This is a genomic window from Sphingomonas sp. R-74633 (assembly GCF_013416555.1).
Classification (GTDB): Bacteria; Pseudomonadota; Alphaproteobacteria; order Sphingomonadales; family Sphingomonadaceae; genus Sphingomonas.
The window spans coordinates 436,963-454,086 of the sequence record NZ_JACCFG010000003.1 but is presented as its reverse complement, the minus strand read 5'-3'; the positions used below and the strand labels follow the sequence as shown (position 1 = coordinate 454,086).

General features: G+C 65.4%; 23 protein-coding genes and 1 riboswitch. Of the genes, 13 read left to right on the top strand and 10 right to left on the bottom strand.

Annotated features, from left to right (window positions below; translation table 11 throughout):
- Nucleotides 1-8 precede the first annotated feature (8 nt).
- Nucleotides 9-347, bottom strand: coding sequence for a P-II family nitrogen regulator (locus HZY97_RS12325; RefSeq protein ID WP_086127851.1), 339 nt, complete (start codon nt 345-347; stop codon nt 9-11).
- 191 nt (nt 348-538) lie between these two features.
- Between HZY97_RS12325 and HZY97_RS12320 the strand changes: the two genes are divergently transcribed.
- The 7 genes from HZY97_RS12320 to HZY97_RS12290 all read left to right on the top strand — a co-directional run bounded on the left by HZY97_RS12320 (nt 539) and on the right by HZY97_RS12290 (nt 6,980).
- A complete protein-coding gene (locus HZY97_RS12320) occupies nt 539-1,273 on the top strand; it encodes a hypothetical protein (protein WP_180143943.1) in 735 nt (244 codons plus the stop codon).
- Entirely contained in the window at nt 1,273-1,995 is a 723-nt protein-coding gene (locus HZY97_RS12315; protein WP_180144583.1) for a sterol desaturase family protein, read from the top strand. Before HZY97_RS12320 ends, HZY97_RS12315 begins: the two co-directional genes overlap by 1 nt.
- 102 nt (nt 1,996-2,097) lie before the next feature.
- A complete protein-coding gene (locus tag HZY97_RS12310) occupies nt 2,098-2,946 on the top strand; it encodes a MipA/OmpV family protein (RefSeq protein ID WP_180143941.1) in 849 nt (282 codons plus the stop codon).
- A 34-nt stretch (nt 2,947-2,980) separates the two neighbouring features.
- Nucleotides 2,981-3,090: riboswitch (TPP riboswitch) on the top strand.
- Between the two features lie 34 nt (nt 3,091-3,124).
- Nucleotides 3,125-4,984: a phosphomethylpyrimidine synthase ThiC gene (thiC, locus tag HZY97_RS12305; protein WP_180143939.1), complete on the top strand. Its 1,860-nt coding sequence runs from the start codon at nt 3,125-3,127 to the stop codon at nt 4,982-4,984.
- A gap of 58 nt (nt 4,985-5,042) precedes the next feature.
- Nucleotides 5,043-5,816 (top strand): hypothetical protein, encoded by a 774-nt coding sequence (locus HZY97_RS12300; RefSeq protein ID WP_180143937.1) that lies wholly within the window; start codon nt 5,043-5,045, stop codon nt 5,814-5,816.
- 75 nt (nt 5,817-5,891) lie between these two features.
- A complete protein-coding gene (locus HZY97_RS12295) occupies nt 5,892-6,368 on the top strand; it encodes a DUF1579 domain-containing protein (RefSeq protein WP_180143936.1) in 477 nt (158 codons plus the stop codon).
- A 168-nt stretch (nt 6,369-6,536) separates the two neighbouring features.
- The gene (locus HZY97_RS12290; protein ID WP_180143935.1) at nt 6,537-6,980 is read left to right on the top strand and encodes a hypothetical protein; all 444 of its coding nucleotides are present in this window, start codon (nt 6,537-6,539) and stop codon (nt 6,978-6,980) included.
- A gap of 48 nt (nt 6,981-7,028) precedes the next feature.
- On the opposite strand, the gene HZY97_RS12285 is transcribed toward HZY97_RS12290, so the two are convergent.
- From HZY97_RS12285 to HZY97_RS21130, 3 genes are all read right to left on the bottom strand, one after another.
- Nucleotides 7,029-7,934: an ImmA/IrrE family metallo-endopeptidase gene (locus tag HZY97_RS12285; RefSeq protein WP_180143934.1), complete on the bottom strand. Its 906-nt coding sequence runs from the start codon at nt 7,932-7,934 to the stop codon at nt 7,029-7,031.
- Nucleotides 7,935-8,007: 73 nt separating this feature from the next.
- On the bottom strand, nt 8,008-8,340 hold the full coding sequence (locus HZY97_RS12280; RefSeq protein WP_180143933.1) for a hypothetical protein: 333 nt from the start codon (nt 8,338-8,340) through the stop codon (nt 8,008-8,010).
- Nucleotides 8,333-8,557 carry a colicin E3/pyocin S6 family cytotoxin gene (locus HZY97_RS21130; RefSeq protein ID WP_180143932.1) on the bottom strand — a complete coding sequence of 75 codons (225 nt, stop codon included), beginning with the start codon at nt 8,555-8,557 and terminating at the stop codon, nt 8,333-8,335. The genes HZY97_RS12280 and HZY97_RS21130 overlap by 8 nt, the downstream gene beginning before the upstream one ends.
- Nucleotides 8,558-8,845: 288 nt before the next feature.
- Here HZY97_RS21130 and HZY97_RS20975 point away from each other — a divergent pair, with 288 nt between their 5' ends.
- Nucleotides 8,846-8,980 (top strand): hypothetical protein, encoded by a 135-nt coding sequence (locus tag HZY97_RS20975; RefSeq protein ID WP_257215025.1) that lies wholly within the window; start codon nt 8,846-8,848, stop codon nt 8,978-8,980.
- A gap of 232 nt (nt 8,981-9,212) precedes the next feature.
- Here HZY97_RS20975 and HZY97_RS12270 read toward each other — a convergent pair whose 3' ends face one another.
- The 5 genes from HZY97_RS12270 to nth all read right to left on the bottom strand — a co-directional run bounded on the left by HZY97_RS12270 (nt 9,213) and on the right by nth (nt 13,276).
- Nucleotides 9,213-9,593 (bottom strand): hypothetical protein, encoded by a 381-nt coding sequence (locus HZY97_RS12270; RefSeq protein ID WP_180143930.1) that lies wholly within the window; start codon nt 9,591-9,593, stop codon nt 9,213-9,215.
- Nucleotides 9,590-10,246: a hypothetical protein gene (locus HZY97_RS12265; protein ID WP_180143928.1), complete on the bottom strand. Its 657-nt coding sequence runs from the start codon at nt 10,244-10,246 to the stop codon at nt 9,590-9,592. The genes HZY97_RS12270 and HZY97_RS12265 overlap by 4 nt, the downstream gene beginning before the upstream one ends.
- 94 nt (nt 10,247-10,340) lie before the next feature.
- The gene (locus HZY97_RS12260; RefSeq protein WP_180143926.1) at nt 10,341-11,771 is read right to left on the bottom strand and encodes a S41 family peptidase; all 1,431 of its coding nucleotides are present in this window, start codon (nt 11,769-11,771) and stop codon (nt 10,341-10,343) included.
- Between the two features lie 68 nt (nt 11,772-11,839).
- Nucleotides 11,840-12,541, bottom strand: coding sequence for a uracil-DNA glycosylase (gene ung, locus HZY97_RS12255; protein ID WP_180143925.1), 702 nt, complete (start codon nt 12,539-12,541; stop codon nt 11,840-11,842).
- Between the two features lie 30 nt (nt 12,542-12,571).
- Nucleotides 12,572-13,276: an endonuclease III gene (gene nth / locus HZY97_RS12250; protein WP_180143923.1), complete on the bottom strand. Its 705-nt coding sequence runs from the start codon at nt 13,274-13,276 to the stop codon at nt 12,572-12,574.
- 58 nt (nt 13,277-13,334) lie between these two features.
- On the opposite strand from nth, the gene HZY97_RS12245 reads away from it, so the two are divergent.
- From HZY97_RS12245 to HZY97_RS12230, 4 genes are all read left to right on the top strand, one after another.
- Nucleotides 13,335-13,682, top strand: a complete 348-nt coding sequence (locus tag HZY97_RS12245) for a GFA family protein (RefSeq protein WP_180143920.1) — start codon at nt 13,335-13,337, stop codon at nt 13,680-13,682.
- Nucleotides 13,683-13,721: 39 nt separating this feature from the next.
- On the top strand, nt 13,722-14,093 hold the full coding sequence (locus tag HZY97_RS12240; protein ID WP_180143919.1) for a tRNA-binding protein: 372 nt from the start codon (nt 13,722-13,724) through the stop codon (nt 14,091-14,093).
- Nucleotides 14,094-14,171: 78 nt separating this feature from the next.
- Nucleotides 14,172-14,747 (top strand): hypothetical protein, encoded by a 576-nt coding sequence (locus HZY97_RS12235; protein ID WP_180143917.1) that lies wholly within the window; start codon nt 14,172-14,174, stop codon nt 14,745-14,747.
- A 68-nt stretch (nt 14,748-14,815) separates the two neighbouring features.
- The gene (locus tag HZY97_RS12230) at nt 14,816-15,028 is read left to right on the top strand and encodes a DUF4287 domain-containing protein (RefSeq protein ID WP_180143915.1); all 213 of its coding nucleotides are present in this window, start codon (nt 14,816-14,818) and stop codon (nt 15,026-15,028) included.
- Here HZY97_RS12230 and ubiG read toward each other — a convergent pair.
- Entirely contained in the window at nt 15,025-15,756 is a 732-nt protein-coding gene (gene ubiG / locus HZY97_RS12225) for a bifunctional 2-polyprenyl-6-hydroxyphenol methylase/3-demethylubiquinol 3-O-methyltransferase UbiG (protein WP_180143914.1), read from the bottom strand. The genes HZY97_RS12230 and ubiG overlap by 4 nt on opposite strands.
- An 84-nt stretch (nt 15,757-15,840) precedes the next feature.
- On the opposite strand from ubiG, the gene HZY97_RS12220 reads away from it, so the two are divergent.
- Nucleotides 15,841-17,121: an aspartate kinase gene (locus HZY97_RS12220; protein ID WP_180143913.1), complete on the top strand. Its 1,281-nt coding sequence runs from the start codon at nt 15,841-15,843 to the stop codon at nt 17,119-17,121.
- Nucleotides 17,122-17,124: the final 3 nt, after the last annotated feature.

The window sequence follows — 17,124 nt, the reverse complement described above, 5'->3', positions numbered from 1 at the left end:
CCCCCATCTTACAGCGCCGTCTCGTCGGTTTCGCCCGTGCGGATGCGCACGGCCTGGCCGACATCGAGGACGAAAATCTTGCCATCGCCGATCGCGCCGGTGCTGGCGGCTGCCTGGATTGCTTCGACCGCGCGGTCGGCCAGATCGGCCCCCACGACGACCTCGATCTTGATCTTGGGCACCATGTTGGTGCTGTATTCCGCGCCGCGGTAGATCTCGGTCTGGCCCTTCTGGCGGCCAAAGCCCTTCACTTCCGACACGGTCATGCCCGCTACCCCGACGCCGGTGAGCGCCTCGCGGACTTCGTCCAGCTTGAATGGTTTTATGATGGCGATGATGAGCTTCATGTCGCCCCCTCGTTGGCGGTTATCCCGGGGGACGGCATCGCAAGGGGCGTGCCAGAGGCAAGAATCCCACGATTCCGGGGATTCTCGCGCAATCATATATTACCCAGCGGTAAATTTTTGTGCAGTTGCGAACGCGTGCCCAAAAAACGGGCAGCCATGACGCGGTCGCGAAAGCGGTCTAGACGGATAGCATGATCCTCATCGCTCCATTGCTCGCACTCGCCTTCTCCGCCCCGCAGGACGATCTTCCCACGGTTCGCTATCCGGTGCTCGTCGCCGAGGCCGCGAGCGCTGGGGGCTTCGTGCCAAGGGGCTGGTTGCTGGAGAGCAGTGCCACCGGCGATCTCGACGGCGATGGCCGGCCCGATCTCACCTTTGCGCTGCACATGGCGGATCCGGCCAATGTCCTGAAGAACGAGGGCGGCTTCTGCGGCGAGACGATCGACACCAATCCGCGCATCCTCGGTATCGCGCTCGCCAGGCCGAGTGGCGGCTATCGCCTGGTCGTCCAGAACCACAGTCTGGTGCCGCGCCGCGACAATGCCTGCGCGGACGACTGGTTCTCGTCCGATGGCGAGATGGGCGGCGGCCTTTCGATCGCGCGCGGCAATGTTGTCATCACGCTCGGCCGGTTCATGAGCGCGGGCGGCTGGGGGATGGGCCGCACTGTCTTCACCTTGCGCTGGAGGGAGAACGCGCTGCGGGTGATCGGCTTCGACGTCTTGAATGTGCAGCGCAACAGTGGCGCGATCGCGTCGCTCAGCATCAACTATCTCACCCGCAAGGTGCGGATCGCGCACGGCACGACTGACAGCGACAAGGAGAAGGTCCGCTGGAGCCGGCTCCCCGGCGCCGGGCTTCCGACGATCGACGCGGTCGGCGACGGTCTCGAATATGATCCTGCCGGACTGGCCGGCGCCCTTTGATACTGCTCGCCATCCTCCTCTCCGCGCTCGCGATGACGCTGATCGTCGGCATCCGCTATCTGCTGGCGAGCGGAGGCTTCGCGCTGGCGACGCGGGTGAAGCATCCCGGCCTCTATACCGGGCTCGACAAGCAGATCCGCCGCGAGGTCGGCTGGAGCCTCGCCTCGGCCGCGATCTACGGCATACCCGCGGGCGTGGTCGCCTGGGGCTGGCAGAACCATCACTGGACGCGGATCTATACCGACGTCCACGCCATGCCGCTCTGGTATCTCCCTGTCTCGGTGCTGCTCTATCTGCTCGCGCACGACACGTGGTTCTACTGGACGCATCGCTGGATGCATGTGCCCGCGCTGTTCCGCCGGATGCACGCGGTCCACCATGCCAGCCGCCCGCCGACCGCCTGGGCGGCGATGAGCTTTCATCCGCTCGAGGCAGTCACCGGTGCGGTGGTCATTCCCGCGCTTGTCTTCCTCATACCGATCCATGTCGGCGCCCTGGCGCTGGTGCTGACGATCATGACGGTGATGGGCGTCACCAATCACATGGGCTGGGAGATCTGGCCGCGCTTCATCTGGCAGGGGCCGCTTGGCGGCTGGTTGATCACTGCCAGCCACCACCAGCGCCACCATGAGCGCTACAACAGCAATTACGGGCTCTATTTCCGCCATTGGGACCGGTTGTGCGGCACCGATGCCGGTCTCGGCAGCTTCGAGCGCCGCTAGGGGCGGTTGCCCAAAAGCAACAGGTTTCGCTTCGCTACCGATCGGCAGGAACCGCTTTCGCGCCCGCCGCGTTTCGCGGCTGCAACATCTGGAAATGAAGCTATGCGCCTGATCCCCCTCGCGATTCTGGGCTCGATCGCCCTTGCCTCGCCCGCCCTTGCCCAGCAGGAGCGCGGGCCCACCAATTCGGAAACCGGCGATTTCGCCATGGTCGGCGTCGGCGCCGCCATCCTGCCTGATTATGAGGGCTCGGACGATTATCGCATCGTCCCGGCGCCGCTCGCCACCGGCCGGCTCTCGGGCTTCGGCTTCGAGCTCGCCGGCACGCGGCTCAGCGTCGATCTGATCCCCGACTATGATTCCGGCACCGGCCTCGACTTCCAGGCCGGCCCCACGGTCAACGTCAATCTCAACCGCACCAGCCTCAAGAGCATCGAGGATCCGCGGATCAAGGCGCTCGGCAAGATCGATACCGGCATCGAGGTCGGCGGCTTTCTCGGCGTCGCCAAGACCGGCGTGTTCACCAGCGATTATGACCGGATCGCCTTCCGCGCCTCCTATCGCAAGGATGTCGCCAATGCCTCCAAGGCCGGCGTGTTCAATCCCTCGATCACCTACATGACTCCGCTCAGCCGCAAGGCGATGGTCGGCATGTTCCTCTCCGCCACCCGTGTCGAGAAGGGCTATGCCACCACCTATTTCGGCGTCACGCCCGCCGGGGCCGCCGCCAGCGGCCTCGCGGTGTGGAACCCGCGCGGCGGCTGGAAGGACTGGACCGCGGGCCTGGGCGGCGCGATGTCGCTCACCGGCGATCTCACCCATGGCCTGCAGCTCTTCGCCGGCGGCACCTATCGCAAGCTGATCGGCGATTTCGGCGACAGCCCCATCGTCCGCACTGCCGGCTCGCGCAGCCAGTGGCTCGGCAGCGTCGGGCTCGCCTACAGCTTCTGAGCGCTGGACCTGCCGAACCCAAGCGCCTAAGACTTGGCCATCCCCGGGGGAGCGCTGACGCGCGCTTGAGAGGGAAGCAGCAGCTTCCGACCCGCTGAACCTGATCCGGCTGACACCGGCGTAGGGAGGGAGCGGCCTTTACCCGAAGTCCGTCCTCTCCCCTTTGGAGAAGTGACGAATGGCCGACATCCCCGCCAAGACCGAGCTCGCCGTAACCACCGGCGCGATCCGCGGCTCGAAGAAGATCCATGTCGGCCCGCTCAAGGTCGCGATGCGCGAAATCCATCTCGAGCCCGGCTCGGGCGAGGCCCCGGTCCGCGTCTACGACACTTCGGGCCCGTACACCGACCCCGAAGCCCGGATCGACATCATGGCCGGCCTGCCCGAGCTGCGCGCCCAGTGGATCCGCGCTCGCGGCGATGTCGAGGAAGTCACCCAGCGCGAAGTCCGCCCCGAGGATAACGGCCAGCTCGGCCCCGATCGCTCGGGCGGTGTCCAGCCCTTCCCGAACGTCCGCAAGAAGGTTCTGCGCGCCAAGCCCGGCGCAAATGTCTCGCAGATGTACTACGCCAAGCGCGGCATCATCACGCCCGAGATGGAATATGTCGCCGAGCGCGAGAATCTCGGCCGCGCCCGCCTGGCGGAATATGTCCGCGACGGCCAGGATTTCGGCGCGTCGATCCCCGATTACGTCACCCCGGAGTTCGTCCGTGACGAGATCGCCCGCGGCCGCGCGATCATCCCCAACAACATCAACCACCCCGAATCCGAGCCGATGGCGATCGGCCGCAACTTCCTGGTCAAGATCAACGCCAATATCGGTAACTCCGCCGTCGCCTCGAACGTCGCGCAGGAAGTCGACAAGATGGTCTGGGCGATCCGCTGGGGCGCCGACACGATCATGGACCTCTCCACCGGCCGCAACATCCACGACACGCGCGAATGGATCATGCGCAACGCGCCCGTCCCGGTCGGCACCGTGCCGATCTACCAGGCGCTCGAGAAGGTCGGCGGCATCGCCGAGGACCTGACCTGGGAGATCTTCCGCGACACGCTGATCGAGCAGGCCGAGCAGGGCGTCGACTATTTCACCATCCACGCCGGCGTCCGCCTGCCCTATGTCCCGCTCACCGCCAAGCGCGTCACCGGCATCGTCAGCCGCGGCGGCTCGATCATGGCGAAATGGTGCCTCAGCCACCACAAGGAGAGCTTCCTCTACGAGAAGTTCGACGAGATCACCGAGATCATGAAGGCGTATGACATCGCCTATTCGCTCGGCGACGGCCTGCGCCCCGGCAGCATCGCCGACGCGAATGACGAAGCCCAGTTCGCCGAGCTCTACACTTTGGGCGAGCTGACCAAGCGCGCCTGGGAGCAGGACGTCCAGGTGATGATCGAAGGCCCCGGCCATGTGCCGATGCACAAGATCAAGGAGAATATGGACAAGCAGCTCGAAGCGTGCGGCGAGGCACCCTTCTACACGCTCGGGCCGCTCACCACCGATATCGCGCCGGGCTATGACCATATCACCAGCGGCATCGGCGCCGCGATGATCGGCTGGTACGGCACCGCGATGCTCTGTTACGTCACGCCCAAGGAGCATCTGGGGCTGCCGGACCGTGACGACGTCAAGGTCGGCGTCGTCACCTACAAGCTCGCCGCCCACGCCGCCGATCTCGCCAAGGGCCACCCGGCGGCCAAGGTCCGCGACGATGCGCTCTCGCGCGCCCGCTTCGAGTTCCGCTGGCGCGACCAGTTCAACCTGTCGCTCGATCCCGACACGGCGGAGAAGTATCACGACCAGACGCTCCCGGCCGAAGGCGCCAAGACCGCGCATTTCTGCTCGATGTGCGGTCCCAAATTCTGCTCGATGAAGATCACGCAGGAAGTCCGCGACTTTGCCGCCAAGCAGAACGCCCCGGTCGAGGGCTTCCTCGCCGCCGAGGATGCCGAAGCCGGCATGGCCGCGATGTCGCAGCTCTACAACGAGACCGGCCGCGAGCTGTACATGGGCCAGGGCGACCGCGAGCACGATTGACACCGAAACGGCAGGCGGCGCGCTGGCGGGCGCGCCGTCTGGTCTGTAGCCTGGCGCGATGCTGATCCGCCTCGCGCTCGCCTTTGCGTTGCTCGTCCCGCCCGCCGCCGCCCAGCAGCGGCCCGCGCCGCTCCCGCCCTATTGGTCGAACGCGCATTCCAAGGAGGATGCGGCGGACTATCGCCCGCCCGCGGCGCTGCGCGGGATCGCCGCGCACGGCTTTTCGGGCGGCGACCTGATGGGCAATGGCAGCGAAGCCGTCTGCAAGGGCAGCGATGCGGAGCAGCGCGGGCTGGTCGAGCGCGTGCCGCATCCGACCGAATTCTGGTTCTACGCCACCGGCGCACAGGCGGTGCTGTTCCGCCGCACCCTGTCGATCGCGCCCGATCAGCCCTGCGCCACGGCTGCAAGCTGGCACTATGACATCGCGCGTGCCTTTGTCGCCGACGGCCTGATCCACAGCTTCGCGGTGAACGTGGACAACACGCTCGAGGATGGCGAGACGCGCCCGGCCGACAAGAGCAACGGCGTCTATTCCGGCGCCTTCAGCCCCATCGCCAATCTGATGGCACGCACCGGCCTGCCCACCGGAAAGCTGGCGAAGGATGAGCGCATGCTCGGCCTCGCCGTGCGCTGCGGCGGCATGTCCGGCCTTATCTGGCATCGCACCTGCGTCGTCGCCCAAGGCAAGTTGCGCGGGATGATCGTCTATGGCGCAGCAGGCGACGACGAGCAGGAGATGTTCCACCTCGAATTCGATCGGCTCGATCCCGACGCGCGGCTCGACGGCAAGCTGTTCGAGATCGATCGCGAATGGGACTCCGCCGACTAGCTCGATATTGTTCGCGCTATGTTCCAATCCGCCGCGAAGCTGCTAAGCCCGGCGCATTGCAGCAGGAGCCCGTCCGTGACCGCCACCACGCATTGCCCCGATTTCGACTTCCAGCAGGGCTGCTGGACCGTCCACCACCGCCGCCTCAAGGCCCGCCTCGCCAACTGCACCGATTGGGAAACCTTCCCCGGCACCAGCGAGCAGCGCCCGGTGCTCGGCGGCAACGGCAATATCGAGGACAATCTCCTCCACCTTCCCGGCGGCGACTATCGCGCGATCGCGGTGCGCTCTTATGATCCGGCGAGCGGTACCTGGGCGATCTGGTGGCTCGACGATCGCAATCCCCATGCGCTCGACACCCCGGTGATCGGCCGCTTCGAGAACGGCACCGGCAGCTTCTACGCCGACGACATGCACGAAGGGCGCCCCGTCCGCATGCGCTTCCTCTGGCTGCGTACCGACACGGAGCGCCCGCGCTGGGAACAGGCGCTCTCGGCCGATGGCGGCGCGACCTGGGAAACCAACTGGACGATGGACTTCACAAGGGCCTGAGGCCGGTTAATTCCTCCCCGAGCTCGTCTCGGGGAGGGGGACCGTTCGCGCAGCGAATGGTGGAGGGGCACGAAGGGGCGGCGAACCCTCTCCGAAACGGACAAGCTTGCCGCCAAAGCGGAGGCGAAACGCGATAGCCTCCCGGCACTGGCAGCGGGGGAGGCGGCGATGGCACGGCAATGGCGAAACCGGTTAGGCGCGCCCTTGCTGCTCGGCGGCCTCGCCACCGCGCCCGCCGCGCTCGCCCAGACGATCTATGTGCCCGCCCCCATGCCCGTGTTCGTGCCCGCCCCCGACTTCACCGCAGTGAAGACCCGGCCCCTCGCCGAACGGCTGACCGGCGAGCGCTGGCTGGTGAAGAGCTGGTTCTTCCCCACCGAACTGGGCGGCCAGGAGGACCCCGAGAACATCGCCTATATCACCCCCGCAGCGGCCCGCGCCCGCGCGGCGCTGATCGAAAAGCTCAAGCGCCTGATGGAGCGCGACCTGGTCGACCGGCTCGACGTCGAGGCCGATTACAAGGGCGACAGCATCGTCCCCTCGCGCATCCGCTATATCGCGACGCACAGCCGGGGCGGCGCGCGGGTCGAGGAGGAGGTGGAGGTTTGGTAGCGGCGAGAAGTAGAGGCTCGAATTTGGAATGAACTCACATTAGGCGATTCAGGCCGCTTGGCTTCTTTCGTAGACTCTACTCAGGACATAGTCATCAAATTTTGGATGAGATAGGAGCATGCTCAGATGCATATCTGCGGAAGATCTATTCTGCAGGCTGGCAACTGCCCTAGCGTATATGACATCAACAGGGGAGCCCTTTGGTTCTTTCCCTATGGCGTATCCTACGATGGCATTAATTTGCCTCCTTATCTGCTCCGATTTCTCTTCTGGAACGAGCTGAAGCATTTCAGAAAGTATAGTTCTCCACCCTTCGCTCGGCGCCCGGCGAGGAGGTTTAATTGACCCCCTTTCCTTCCACCAAAGGTAGCTCGTTTGATTATAGCGAAGTATCTGCGGCTCCTCGCAAGCTGGCATGTCGATGGTTGAGACAAGCTCGCCCTCGTTTGGGCCATGGGATCGAGTGCCCTTGGTGCGACCAGTCCACTCAATCACATCATTTCGCGCTGCCGCAACCAAGTATCCTGGAGGCCCGAGTCTCAAAACTCTAAGCGCCGCCGCTCGTAACGAGACTTCTGCTCGCTGCGCTATTACATGCATAGCGTCCCTGAGGTGCGTCGAGCGTCGACAAATATCATCTGCCCACACGCTCGGCATGAGAAGCTCCGCGGCAAAGCGATTTGCCTCACCTTCCCACTCGAAGTATTCAGAAGTAGTTTTTTTTGGCTTCGCGTCAATCTCATCTAAGATCGTCCCGAAGTGCCAAGGAATTACCACGTGTCCTACTTCGTGCGCGATTGTAAACCTCTTGCGTTCGAGCCGAAGGTTTTTTGACACCCATATAGTTGGTCTTTTTCCAGCGACTTTCAGATCGAGGCAAATTCCATCAATATCTACTGGGAATGACTTTTCAGAGAAGGTCGCGAGAGAGTGAGCTACTGCGACGACATCCACTGGTACGCGCAATGAACGGCGTTCGGCGAAACGCCGAGCGAGTCGCTCTTCCCTGGTTTCGAGGGTAACCACCTTAAAATGGCCGAGTTCGTTGCGCTGCAATCCAGTTCTGGAGAACCTTTAGTTTCTTAGTGTGGGAACTGCGCGCGGCAATCCTATCCTGAACAAGATTGTCATTCACAGCGGCAAGCAGCGGGCGGCCACTTACTCGCGCGCCAACTATGAGCGCAATCAGATCGGGTTCGGCCACCCAAAGAGTATATTCTTCGTGGGTCAGGCCGAGAAAGTCATGCAGCTTAAGGCCCGACCCCCCTTTGTGCCAATCCGACACGAAGTCATCAATTTCATCCGGCTCACGATATCCATCTATCGCGAGTTCCATGAAGGATTTTCTGGGATCAGACATCTATTCGACGCCCTTCAACTGCTTCATCTTTCCAGTTTCCATCGACATCAAATACCGCGATGTGCTCGCCACGGGAGTTATATACCTCGATTTCCCCGTGAAGAGAATCCCACTCGTAAAGCCTTTTACCGTTTTGGCTTCGCCATCGTTTTCGGCCGCTTGGCGCTCCGATCGGAGTGCAATCTTCCAAAAAACTGCCAGCTGGTACCGGGATCATAACCTAATTAAGCAAAGATGGGCTCGCCATTCAAGATAAGATATCTAATCAATCTTTACCCGGTGATTGTAGAGGCTAGAGACCCATTTAATCGAGCGATGTACAAACGAGATTTGGCTACATCGAAACACTTAGAGTATAACGGCGCCAGCACTTGCCTTCTTCAACACGCTTTCGTTCGCGCCTATGCTGAGCTCTCTGCAAGAAGGGAGCTCACATGCCCACCGAACCCCACCCCTCCTCAGCCCCCAAACCGCCCGCGCCACGATCCGCGTCGGCAGCTTCGTGATGGAAACCGAGGCCCGCGCTACCCCGCTCGGGCTGCTCGCAATCGGCGGCATGGTCGCGGCGATCCTGCTGGCGATCCCCCCGATCGTCCACGCCAAGCGCGGCCCCAAGGCGTTGCCGCCGCCTCAGGCCTGAGCCCCAAATCCTGACGGATGCCCCCGCGCAACGCTCGCGGAAAATCCCTCCTACAGCTCTCGAAATGTAGGAAACCCTCTGATCTACCCTGCCGGATGAGCAGGAAACGCATCGCCCCTCCCCGCGCGCACGCCCGCGCGTGAGTGTCGTGACTTTCGTGACTTTCCAGGACCGACGAGCCGGTCGCGGCACGGCGCTTCCCCGCCGGCGCGGGTCCGTCGGGGCCGCGAGATCAGGGGACGGTGAAGCGCGCCTCGCCAAGCCCGGCGCCGCCGTCCACGCCCAGCCGGTATGGTCCCGGCGCCAGCGGGATCGGCTTGCCGAGCACGTCATAGCCCTGGGGCACGGCGGGGAAGGCGAAGCGCGTCGGGCAGGGGGCCTGGCTGCCATTGTGGCGGCGCAATTCCCACAGCGCCGCGCCACCGTCCTTCGCGTCCTCGCCCTCGCGCACGATGCTGGCGCTGAGCAGGCAGAAGCCCTGGGGCGCGTGCACCACCTCGAAGCGAATCTCTTCGGATGAGATCACGGTCGCGCGGATCTCGGCGCCCTGGGTGCAGCCGGCAAGCAGGAGCAGCGCTGCGGCGGCGCGCAGGCGGGGGCGGAGCCGCGTCACAGTCCGGTGCGGCGTCGCTTCCAGTCGAGCGTCACGCCGATGCGCTTGTCCCAGGTTCCGTCCCACTGCGTCTCGAGGCCGTGCGCCTCCAGCTCGGCGACGATCGTGCGGGCCACCGCCAGCGCGGCGTCCTCGCCATCCTCGCAGGCGCCGTAATTGAGGTAGAGCCCGCCGCCGTCCACCGCGCCCTCGGTGTCCTGCATATGGTAGAAGGCATAGCCCTGGACGGCGCTGCCGGTCTCTTCGACGGCGCGGACCTCGTCCCAGATCTCGGTCGACCCGCAATTGCCGCAACAGGCGAAGTTCTGGCGGGCGACGACGCCGTCTTCCTCGAGTGCGGCAAACGCGGCGTCGAGCCGGTCGCAATCGGTCTCGTCGGGCCAGTGCTGCTCGGCGGCGCGCTGCTCGGCCAGTGCCTGGCGCAGCAGCTTCTGGGCGAGCGGGCGGAGTTCCTCGGGGCTCAGGTCGTCGGCGAAGGCGTCGGCCGCGTTGGTCAGGATCGCGTCCTCGTCATAGAAGCCGCTCGCCACGTCGCGGCGGATCTGGTCGCGCACCCACTCGGCCTTTTCCTCGGGCGGGGCCAGGGCGGGGGCGAGCTGGTCGGCCTCGGCCGGAGCGCGCTTGCCGAACAGGCGGCCAAACAGGGACTTCATCGCTTCCTCCATCGTCCGGAGGGGAAGATAGCAAGCACCGGCGCCCGCGCCTACTCGGGCAAAGCAGAATCGTCGTTACCGTGTCTTCGGCGCCTCAGAACAGCCCCGGCACGTCGCGCTGCGGCACGCTCGGCCGCGCCGGCGTCAGCGGCTCGCGCGCGATCTCGGCCTGGGCGGTGGCTTTGGCGGCGGCGCTGGCGGTGATCGGGGTGCAGGCCTTGCCCTCGATGAAGTCGAGCGCGGCGCGGGTCGAGGCTTCGCGTGCATCGCCCATCGGCCAGGCGATGTCGTCGGCGGCCTTGCAGGTGTTGGGCACCAGGCTGGCGAGCCCGGTGAAATAGGCGCCCTGATGGTCGCGGTTCTGCAGCGCGAAGGCGATGATGCGGAAGCGGTCGTCACAGGCGGCCTTGTCGACTGCGATCTGGCCGACCGGCTTGCCATAGGTGTTGCCGCCGACCAGCGCGAGGTTGTTGCCGAGATAGGGCAGCATCGCCGCCGCGACGAGCTCGCTGGCCGAGGCGGTGCTCGACGTGCCGATGAACGCGACCCTGGTCGGCGCGACCGACTGGCTCTGTGCGGCGAAATAGCTGGTGGTGTTCGACGAGGACTTGCTCGCGCGGAAGGTCATATAGTCGAACACGTCGGAGGGGGAGCGGTTGGCACCGAGCAGATTGCCCATCAGCTCGGCGATCGAGACGAGGCCGCCGCCATTGTAGCGCACGTCGACGATGATCTCGGTCACGCCCGCCGCCTTGAACTGGGCGAAGGCGTTGCGGAGCGGCGTCTCGGCGGTGTTGATGAAGGTGCGCAGATTGACATAGCCGACGCGGTGGCCGCCATCGTCGATGATCTTGGCGCCGTAGCGCGCGGAGACCGGGGTGAGCGAATAGTCGGTCTTGCTGAGCGTCACCACGCGGTTGCCCGCCGCCGCATCGGTCACCCGCATCGCGCGGGTGGTGCCCGCGGTGTTGGGGCCGAGCGCGTCGGTCAGCGCGGCGGAGCCGCCGGCGGCGAGGATGCTGCTGACGCTGCGCAGGCTCGACGCGTCATTGCCGATCTCGGTGATCTCGGTGCCGCGGTCGATCCCCGCGGTCAGCGCGCTGGTGCCCTCGAAGGTCTCGGCCGAGAACAGCCGGTTGCCGTTCAGATACAGGCGGAAGCCGAAGCCCGCGCTCGCGCCCGAGTTGTAATAGGCATTCTCCTCGGCGATCGAGGTGACATAGGTGAAATAGCGGTCCTTGCCCTGGCTGCGCGCGGTGGCGGTGAGCGCGTCGACATAGCTGGTGAGGTCGGCATAGGGCGCCGGGTTGAGGCTCGCCGGCAGCGTCTCGGGGAAGAGATACCATTCATTGAGCTGCGCCGAGGCCCAGTCCTGCCGCTCGCGCAGGGTGCAGCCCGCGGCGGCGCTGGGGGTAGGCGTCGAGCCCCCACCCGATCCGCCACCGGCGACCACGCTGCCGCTGCCGCCCCCGCCGCTGCAGGCAGAGAGGGACAGGGCGATCAGGGCGGACAGGGTGCGACGCATGGAAACTCTCCTTGGATGCGAGCCTATGGCAGCTCGGCATCCGAGTCATCCCCTTGTTTTCGGGGGTTTTAGTCCGAAACTGGCGGCAATGCCCAGTCGATCGGCTTCTGCCCGATGCTCTTGAGGAATGCATTGGCCTTGGAGAAATGGCCCGATCCGAAAAAGCCGGTATAGGCGGAGAGCGGCGAGGGGTGCGGCGCCTTGAGCACCAGATGCCGCCCGCCCTTGTCGATCGAATCGACGAAGGCAGCCTTTTTCTGGGCATGGCTGCCCCAGAGCAGGAACACCACCGGCTCGGCCCGGGCATTGACCAGCCGGATCACTGCGTCGGTGAACCGCTCCCAGCCGCGCCCCTGATGCGACGCCGCCATGCTCATCTGCACGGTCAGCACCGCGTTGAGCAGCAGCACGCCCTGCTCGGCCCAATGCTCGAGAAAACCGTGCCGCGCCGGCGGGATGCCGAGGTCGGTCTCCATCTCCTTGTAGATGTTGACCAGGCTCGGCGGCGTGCGCACGCCCGGCTTCACCGAGAAGCAAAGGCCATGCGCCTGGCCCTCGCCATGATAGGGATCCTGGCCGAGGATCACGACGCGGACCTTGTCGAGCGGGGTCAGGTCGAGCGCGCGGAACCACTCGTTGCCCGCCGGGAAGATGCGCTTGCCCGCGGCCTTCTCGGCGACGAGGAACTGGCGCAGCGCCGCCATGTACGGATCGGCGAACTCGCCCTGAAGCGGCTCGAGCCAGCTTTGATGGAGTTTCACATCGCCCATGGCCTCGTGTCGGAAAGCCGGGCGGCGCTGTCAACGGCTGGCAGAGCGGCAATCGTTGCGCAGCGGGCAGCGCGTGCATTCGGTACCCTCGTGGCGGCAGAAAGTCTGGCCGAGCTTCTTGGTGCCGATATGGAAGTCGAGGAAATCCCGCCCCCGCCATTCGGGCATCGCCGCGGTCACTGCCTCGCTGGCATCACGCCCCTCTGCACGGCGATGGACCAGCCCCAGTCGCTGGAGCACGCGCAGCACATGGCCGTCGACGATCAGCACCGGCCGGTCGAGCGTGCTGCCGTTGAGCGTCGCCGCCGCGACCTTCTGGCCGACGCCCGGCAGCCGCTCGAGCCAGGTGAGTGCGTCCTCGAGCGGCATCGCGCCCAGAAAGCCCAGGTCGAAGCCCTTGCGCTCGCTGGCGATCCGTCCGAGCGCGCCGATCACATAACCCGCCTTGTCCTCGGCATGGGTGACGGCGCCGATACAGCGCAGCACCTCGTCACGTCCCGCCGCAAGCACCTGCCCCGGCGTGCCGAACGCCGCGACCAGCCGGTCATAGGCCGCCAGCGACACCGCGTCCTTCGTCCGTCCGCTGATCATCGACTTGACCAGCGCCCCGATCGGCGAACGACGGGGTAGCGGTCCGGCCAAAGCACGCATAGGCTCCAGCGCGCGCTGCCAGCGCTGGATGTCGTCGTGCCCGTAGAATCCGAAGCCCGATTGCATGCCGGCAGCGTAGAACATAATAAGAACAAGAACAATGGGTGACGCCCGAGCGTTGGCCCGAAAACAGGAGGAGCCGATGCCGTTCACCGGAAGCTGCCATTGCGGCGCGATCGCCTATACGGTCGCCGAGGATCCGCCCGGCCAGGCGATGCAGTGCAACTGCTCGATCTGTCGCCGCAAGGCGCCACTCCACCATTTCACCACGCCGGAGAAGTTCACGCTGCACACGCCGCGCGAGGCAGTGGCGACCTATGAGTTCAACCACCACGTCATCCAGCATCACTTCTGCAAGAATTGCGGCGTGGCGCCTTTCGCCGAGGGGGGGGGGCCGAACGGACCGATGGTGGAGATCAACCTGCGCTGCGCCGACGGCGTCGATCTCGATGCGTTGAACGTCCAGCTCTACGACGGCGCCAGCCGCTGAGGCTGGCCCGGGCGGGGCGGCGGTGGCAGAGGGGCGGGCATGCACGTCTCCCATGATCCCACCGCCCCCGCCGCCGAGGCGATCGGCTTCGACCAGTTCCTCGCCGTCGACATCCGCATCGGCACGATTCTGGAGGCGCATCCGTTTCCCGAGGCACGCAAGTCGGCCTACAAGCTGCTGATCGATTTCGGGCCGGCCATTGGCCGGAAGCGCTCCTCGGCGCAGATCACCGAACACTATGCGCTCGAGCAGCTGCCCGGCCTTCAGGTCGCAGCCGTGGTCAACTTCCCACCGCGCCAGATCGGCAAGTTCATGTCCGAAGTGCTGACGCTCGGCTTCCCCGACGAGGCCGGCAAGGTCGTGCTGTTCCATCCCTCGACACCGGTGCCGAACGGCGGTCGCCTCTTCTGAACGATAGCGCTAACAATTTTCGTTGAAACAAGCCGGACACGCGCATAGCCTCGCCGCAAAATAAGAAGGGGAGGCAATATGATCACGCGACTGGCGCTCGCCGCCATTGCTCTTTCGATTCCGGCAGGGGCGTCCGCCCCGCTCGTTGCGCAGACCGCCCCGGCGGCGGCGCCAGCCGAGCCCGACGTGCTCAACAACGCCAATCCCGACAGCTTCCAGGTCTATGGCCTGCCGGGTGGCGCCAAGCCTGCGTCGATCAAGGATGCCAAGGTCCAGTTCGGCAAGGCGATCCGCATCGATACGCCGGGCAGCGGTAATGTGTGGAGCGTCGGCGTCAATTCGCCGCTGCAGGCGGGCGTGAAGAAGGGCGACAAGCTGCTCATCGCTTTCTACGCCCGGGTTGAGAAGCCCGCCGACGGCGCGACCACCGCGACGATCGCCTCGGCCCAGCTCCAGCTCGCCGCCGCGCCCTATACCAAGCTGTTCGGTGACGGCGTCACCGTCGGCCCCGAGTGGAAGCTCTACAAGGTCACCGGCCATGCCGACCGAGACTATGCCAAGGGCGAGCTCGCCGCCGCGCTCCACGTCAACACCGCCAAACAGACGCTCGATATCGGCGCGATGGCAGTGCTGGACTTCGGCCAGAAGCCGTAGGACTGCGGTTGCCTGGCGGATGCCCCTAGGCCAATTGGTTCAGCCCTAAACAACTGGAGCATGCTTGCGTGGCTGACGAACCAATCAAGGGACCGGCTTCCTATTTCCCGTCGATCGAGAAGAAATATGGACGCCCGATCGGCGAGTGGCAGGCGCTGGTCCGCAAGAACCTGCCGGCAAAGCATATGGAGCTGGTCGCCATGCTGAAGAACGACCACGGCATGGGCCACGGGCATGCGAATGCCGTGGTCGCGCACGTGTTGGCGGCGGACAAAAGCTAGGTCCGCACCACCGTCACCAGATAGTTCAGTACCTCACTCGTCCCGGTGACGAACCCGCGCGCCGGCGAGAAGCCCAGCCCGGTGCGGTCGATCACCTTGAGCCCGGCGGCGACCAGCAATTCCTCCAGCTCCTCGGGGCGGAGGAACTTGCTCCAGTCATGCGTTCCCGGGGGAATCGCGCCAGTGCCTTCGGCCAGCGTGATCATCGCCAGATGCGAGGCAAGCGTGCGGTTGGGGGTCGAGAGGAGCATCAGCCCGCCCTCCGCGAGCGCGCCCGCCAGCGCCCCGACGAACGCCGCCGGATCGGTGACGTGCTCGATCACTTCCATCGAAGTGACGAGGTCGAAGGTCCGCCCCGGCAGGTCCTCGATCCCGCCGGCGATATACTCGATATCGAGGCCGGTCGCTGCGGCGTGGGCGCGGGCGGCGCCGATATTCTCGGGCGCGGCGTCGATGCCGGTCATCGTCGCGCCGAGCCTCGCGAGCGGCTCGACCAGCAGCCCGGCACCGCAGCCGACATCGATCGCGGTCTTGCCGGCAAGCGGCGCGAAGCTCGCGGAATCGCCGCCCCAATGCGCGTCCACCGCGGCGCGGATATAGCCCAGCCGCGCCGGATTCAGCCGGTGGAGCATCGCCGACGAACCCTTGGGATTCCACCAGTCCGCGGCGAGCTTGCCGAAATGCTCAGCTTCACGCGGGTCAATAGTTGCTTTGGTTGCGCTTGCCATGAGCCGCTCCTATCAGGACGCCCCATTATCGTCATCCCCGTCCAGGCGGGGACCCAAGCCCGCAAAGCAGACAGGCTCTTTCCAATGGCGCGTATCGTGATGAAGTTCGGCGGCACCTCGATGGCGGGCATCGAGCGCATCCGGAACGTCGCCGCGCGCGTCAAACGCGAAGTCGAAGCAGGCAACCAGGTCGCGGTGGTCGTCTCGGCAATGGCCGGCGAGACCGACCGGCTGGTCAATTTCTGCCGCGAGGCGAGCTCGCTCTACGATCCGCGCGAATATGACGTGGTCGTCTCGGCCGGCGAGCAGGTTACCTCGGGGCTGCTCGCAGTCGCGCTCCAGGCGCTCGGCGTGCCGGCGCGCTCCTGGCTCGGCTCGCAGGTGGCGATCCATACCGATGCGGCGCATGCCAAGGCGCGCATCCAGACGATCGACGCCGCCGGGCTCGAAGAAGGCTGGTCGCGCGGCGAAGTCGCAGTGATTCCGGGCTTCCAGGGCGTCACCAATGACGGCAGCAACCGCGTCACCACGCTCGGCCGCGGCGGCTCGGATACGTCGGCGGTGGCGGTGGCGGCGGCGGTCAAGGCCGATCGCTGCGACATCTACACCGATGTGGACGGGGTCTATACCACCGATCCGCGCATCGTGCCCCGGGCCCGCAAGCTCAAGAAGGTCACGTACGAAGAAATGCTCGAGCTCGCCAGCGTCGGGGCCAAGGTGCTCCAGACGCGCTCGGTGGGCCTGGCGATGAAGGAACAGGTCCGCGTTCAGGTGCTGTCGTCGTTCACCGGCGAGAATGCCCCGATGGCGGACACGCTGCCCGGCACGATGATTGTGGGCGAAGAGGAGATACAGGACGTGGAAAGCCAGCTCATCACCGGCATCGCGCATGACAAGAACGAAGCCAAGATCACGCTGACCTCGGTGCCGGACAAGCCCGGCGCGGTGGCGTCGATCTTCAATCCGCTGGCCGAGGCCAACATCAACGTCGACATGATCATCCAGAACATCGCGCACCAGAGCGCGGGTTCGACGAGCGCGACCGACGTGACCTTCACCGTGCCGGCCGCCGATCTCGCCCGCTCGATCGAGACGCTCAACCAGGCCAAGGGCTCGATCGGCTTCGCCGAGCTGCTCCAGGACACCCGGGTTGCCAAGATCTCGGTGGTCGGCGTCGGGATGCGCAGCCATGCGGGCGTCGCGGCAACGATGTTCAAGACGCTTGGCGAGCGCGGGATCAACATCCAGGCGATCACCACCTCGGAGATCAAGGTCAGCGTGCTGATCAACGAGGACGAGACAGAGTTGGCGGTGCGCATCCTCCACACGGCCTACGGCCTTGACGCGACCGACGAAGCGGCCTGATTT

Bases quoted from the DNA above. Each gene is read 5' to 3' on its own strand.
- HZY97_RS12235 (WP_180143917.1), top strand. From the start codon at position 14,172: ATGATCACGCGACTGGCGCTCGCCGCCATTGCTCTTTCGATTCCGGCA.
- HZY97_RS12325 (WP_086127851.1), bottom strand. From the start codon at position 347: ATGAAGCTCATCATCGCCATCATAAAACCATTCAAGCTGGACGAAGTC.
- HZY97_RS12220 (WP_180143913.1), top strand. From the start codon at position 15,841: ATGGCGCGTATCGTGATGAAGTTCGGCGGCACCTCGATGGCGGGCATC.
- HZY97_RS12260 (WP_180143926.1), bottom strand. From the start codon at position 11,771: ATGCGTCGCACCCTGTCCGCCCTGATCGCCCTGTCCCTCTCTGCCTGC.
- thiC (WP_180143939.1), top strand. From the start codon at position 3,125: ATGGCCGACATCCCCGCCAAGACCGAGCTCGCCGTAACCACCGGCGCG.
- ubiG (WP_180143914.1), bottom strand. From the start codon at position 15,756: ATGGCAAGCGCAACCAAAGCAACTATTGACCCGCGTGAAGCTGAGCAT.
- HZY97_RS12300 (WP_180143937.1), top strand. From the start codon at position 5,043: ATGCTGATCCGCCTCGCGCTCGCCTTTGCGTTGCTCGTCCCGCCCGCC.
- HZY97_RS12240 (WP_180143919.1), top strand. From the start codon at position 13,722: ATGCACGTCTCCCATGATCCCACCGCCCCCGCCGCCGAGGCGATCGGC.
- HZY97_RS12265 (WP_180143928.1), bottom strand. From the start codon at position 10,246: ATGAAGTCCCTGTTTGGCCGCCTGTTCGGCAAGCGCGCTCCGGCCGAG.
- HZY97_RS12320 (WP_180143943.1), top strand. From the start codon at position 539: ATGATCCTCATCGCTCCATTGCTCGCACTCGCCTTCTCCGCCCCGCAG.
- HZY97_RS12310 (WP_180143941.1), top strand. From the start codon at position 2,098: ATGCGCCTGATCCCCCTCGCGATTCTGGGCTCGATCGCCCTTGCCTCG.
- HZY97_RS20975 (WP_257215025.1), top strand. From the start codon at position 8,846: ATGGAAACCGAGGCCCGCGCTACCCCGCTCGGGCTGCTCGCAATCGGC.
- HZY97_RS12245 (WP_180143920.1), top strand. From the start codon at position 13,335: ATGCCGTTCACCGGAAGCTGCCATTGCGGCGCGATCGCCTATACGGTC.
- HZY97_RS12290 (WP_180143935.1), top strand. From the start codon at position 6,537: ATGGCACGGCAATGGCGAAACCGGTTAGGCGCGCCCTTGCTGCTCGGC.
- nth (WP_180143923.1), bottom strand. From the start codon at position 13,276: ATGTTCTACGCTGCCGGCATGCAATCGGGCTTCGGATTCTACGGGCAC.
- HZY97_RS12280 (WP_180143933.1), bottom strand. From the start codon at position 8,340: ATGTCTGATCCCAGAAAATCCTTCATGGAACTCGCGATAGATGGATAT.
- HZY97_RS21130 (WP_180143932.1), bottom strand. From the start codon at position 8,557: ATGATCCCGGTACCAGCTGGCAGTTTTTTGGAAGATTGCACTCCGATC.
- ung (WP_180143925.1), bottom strand. From the start codon at position 12,541: ATGGGCGATGTGAAACTCCATCAAAGCTGGCTCGAGCCGCTTCAGGGC.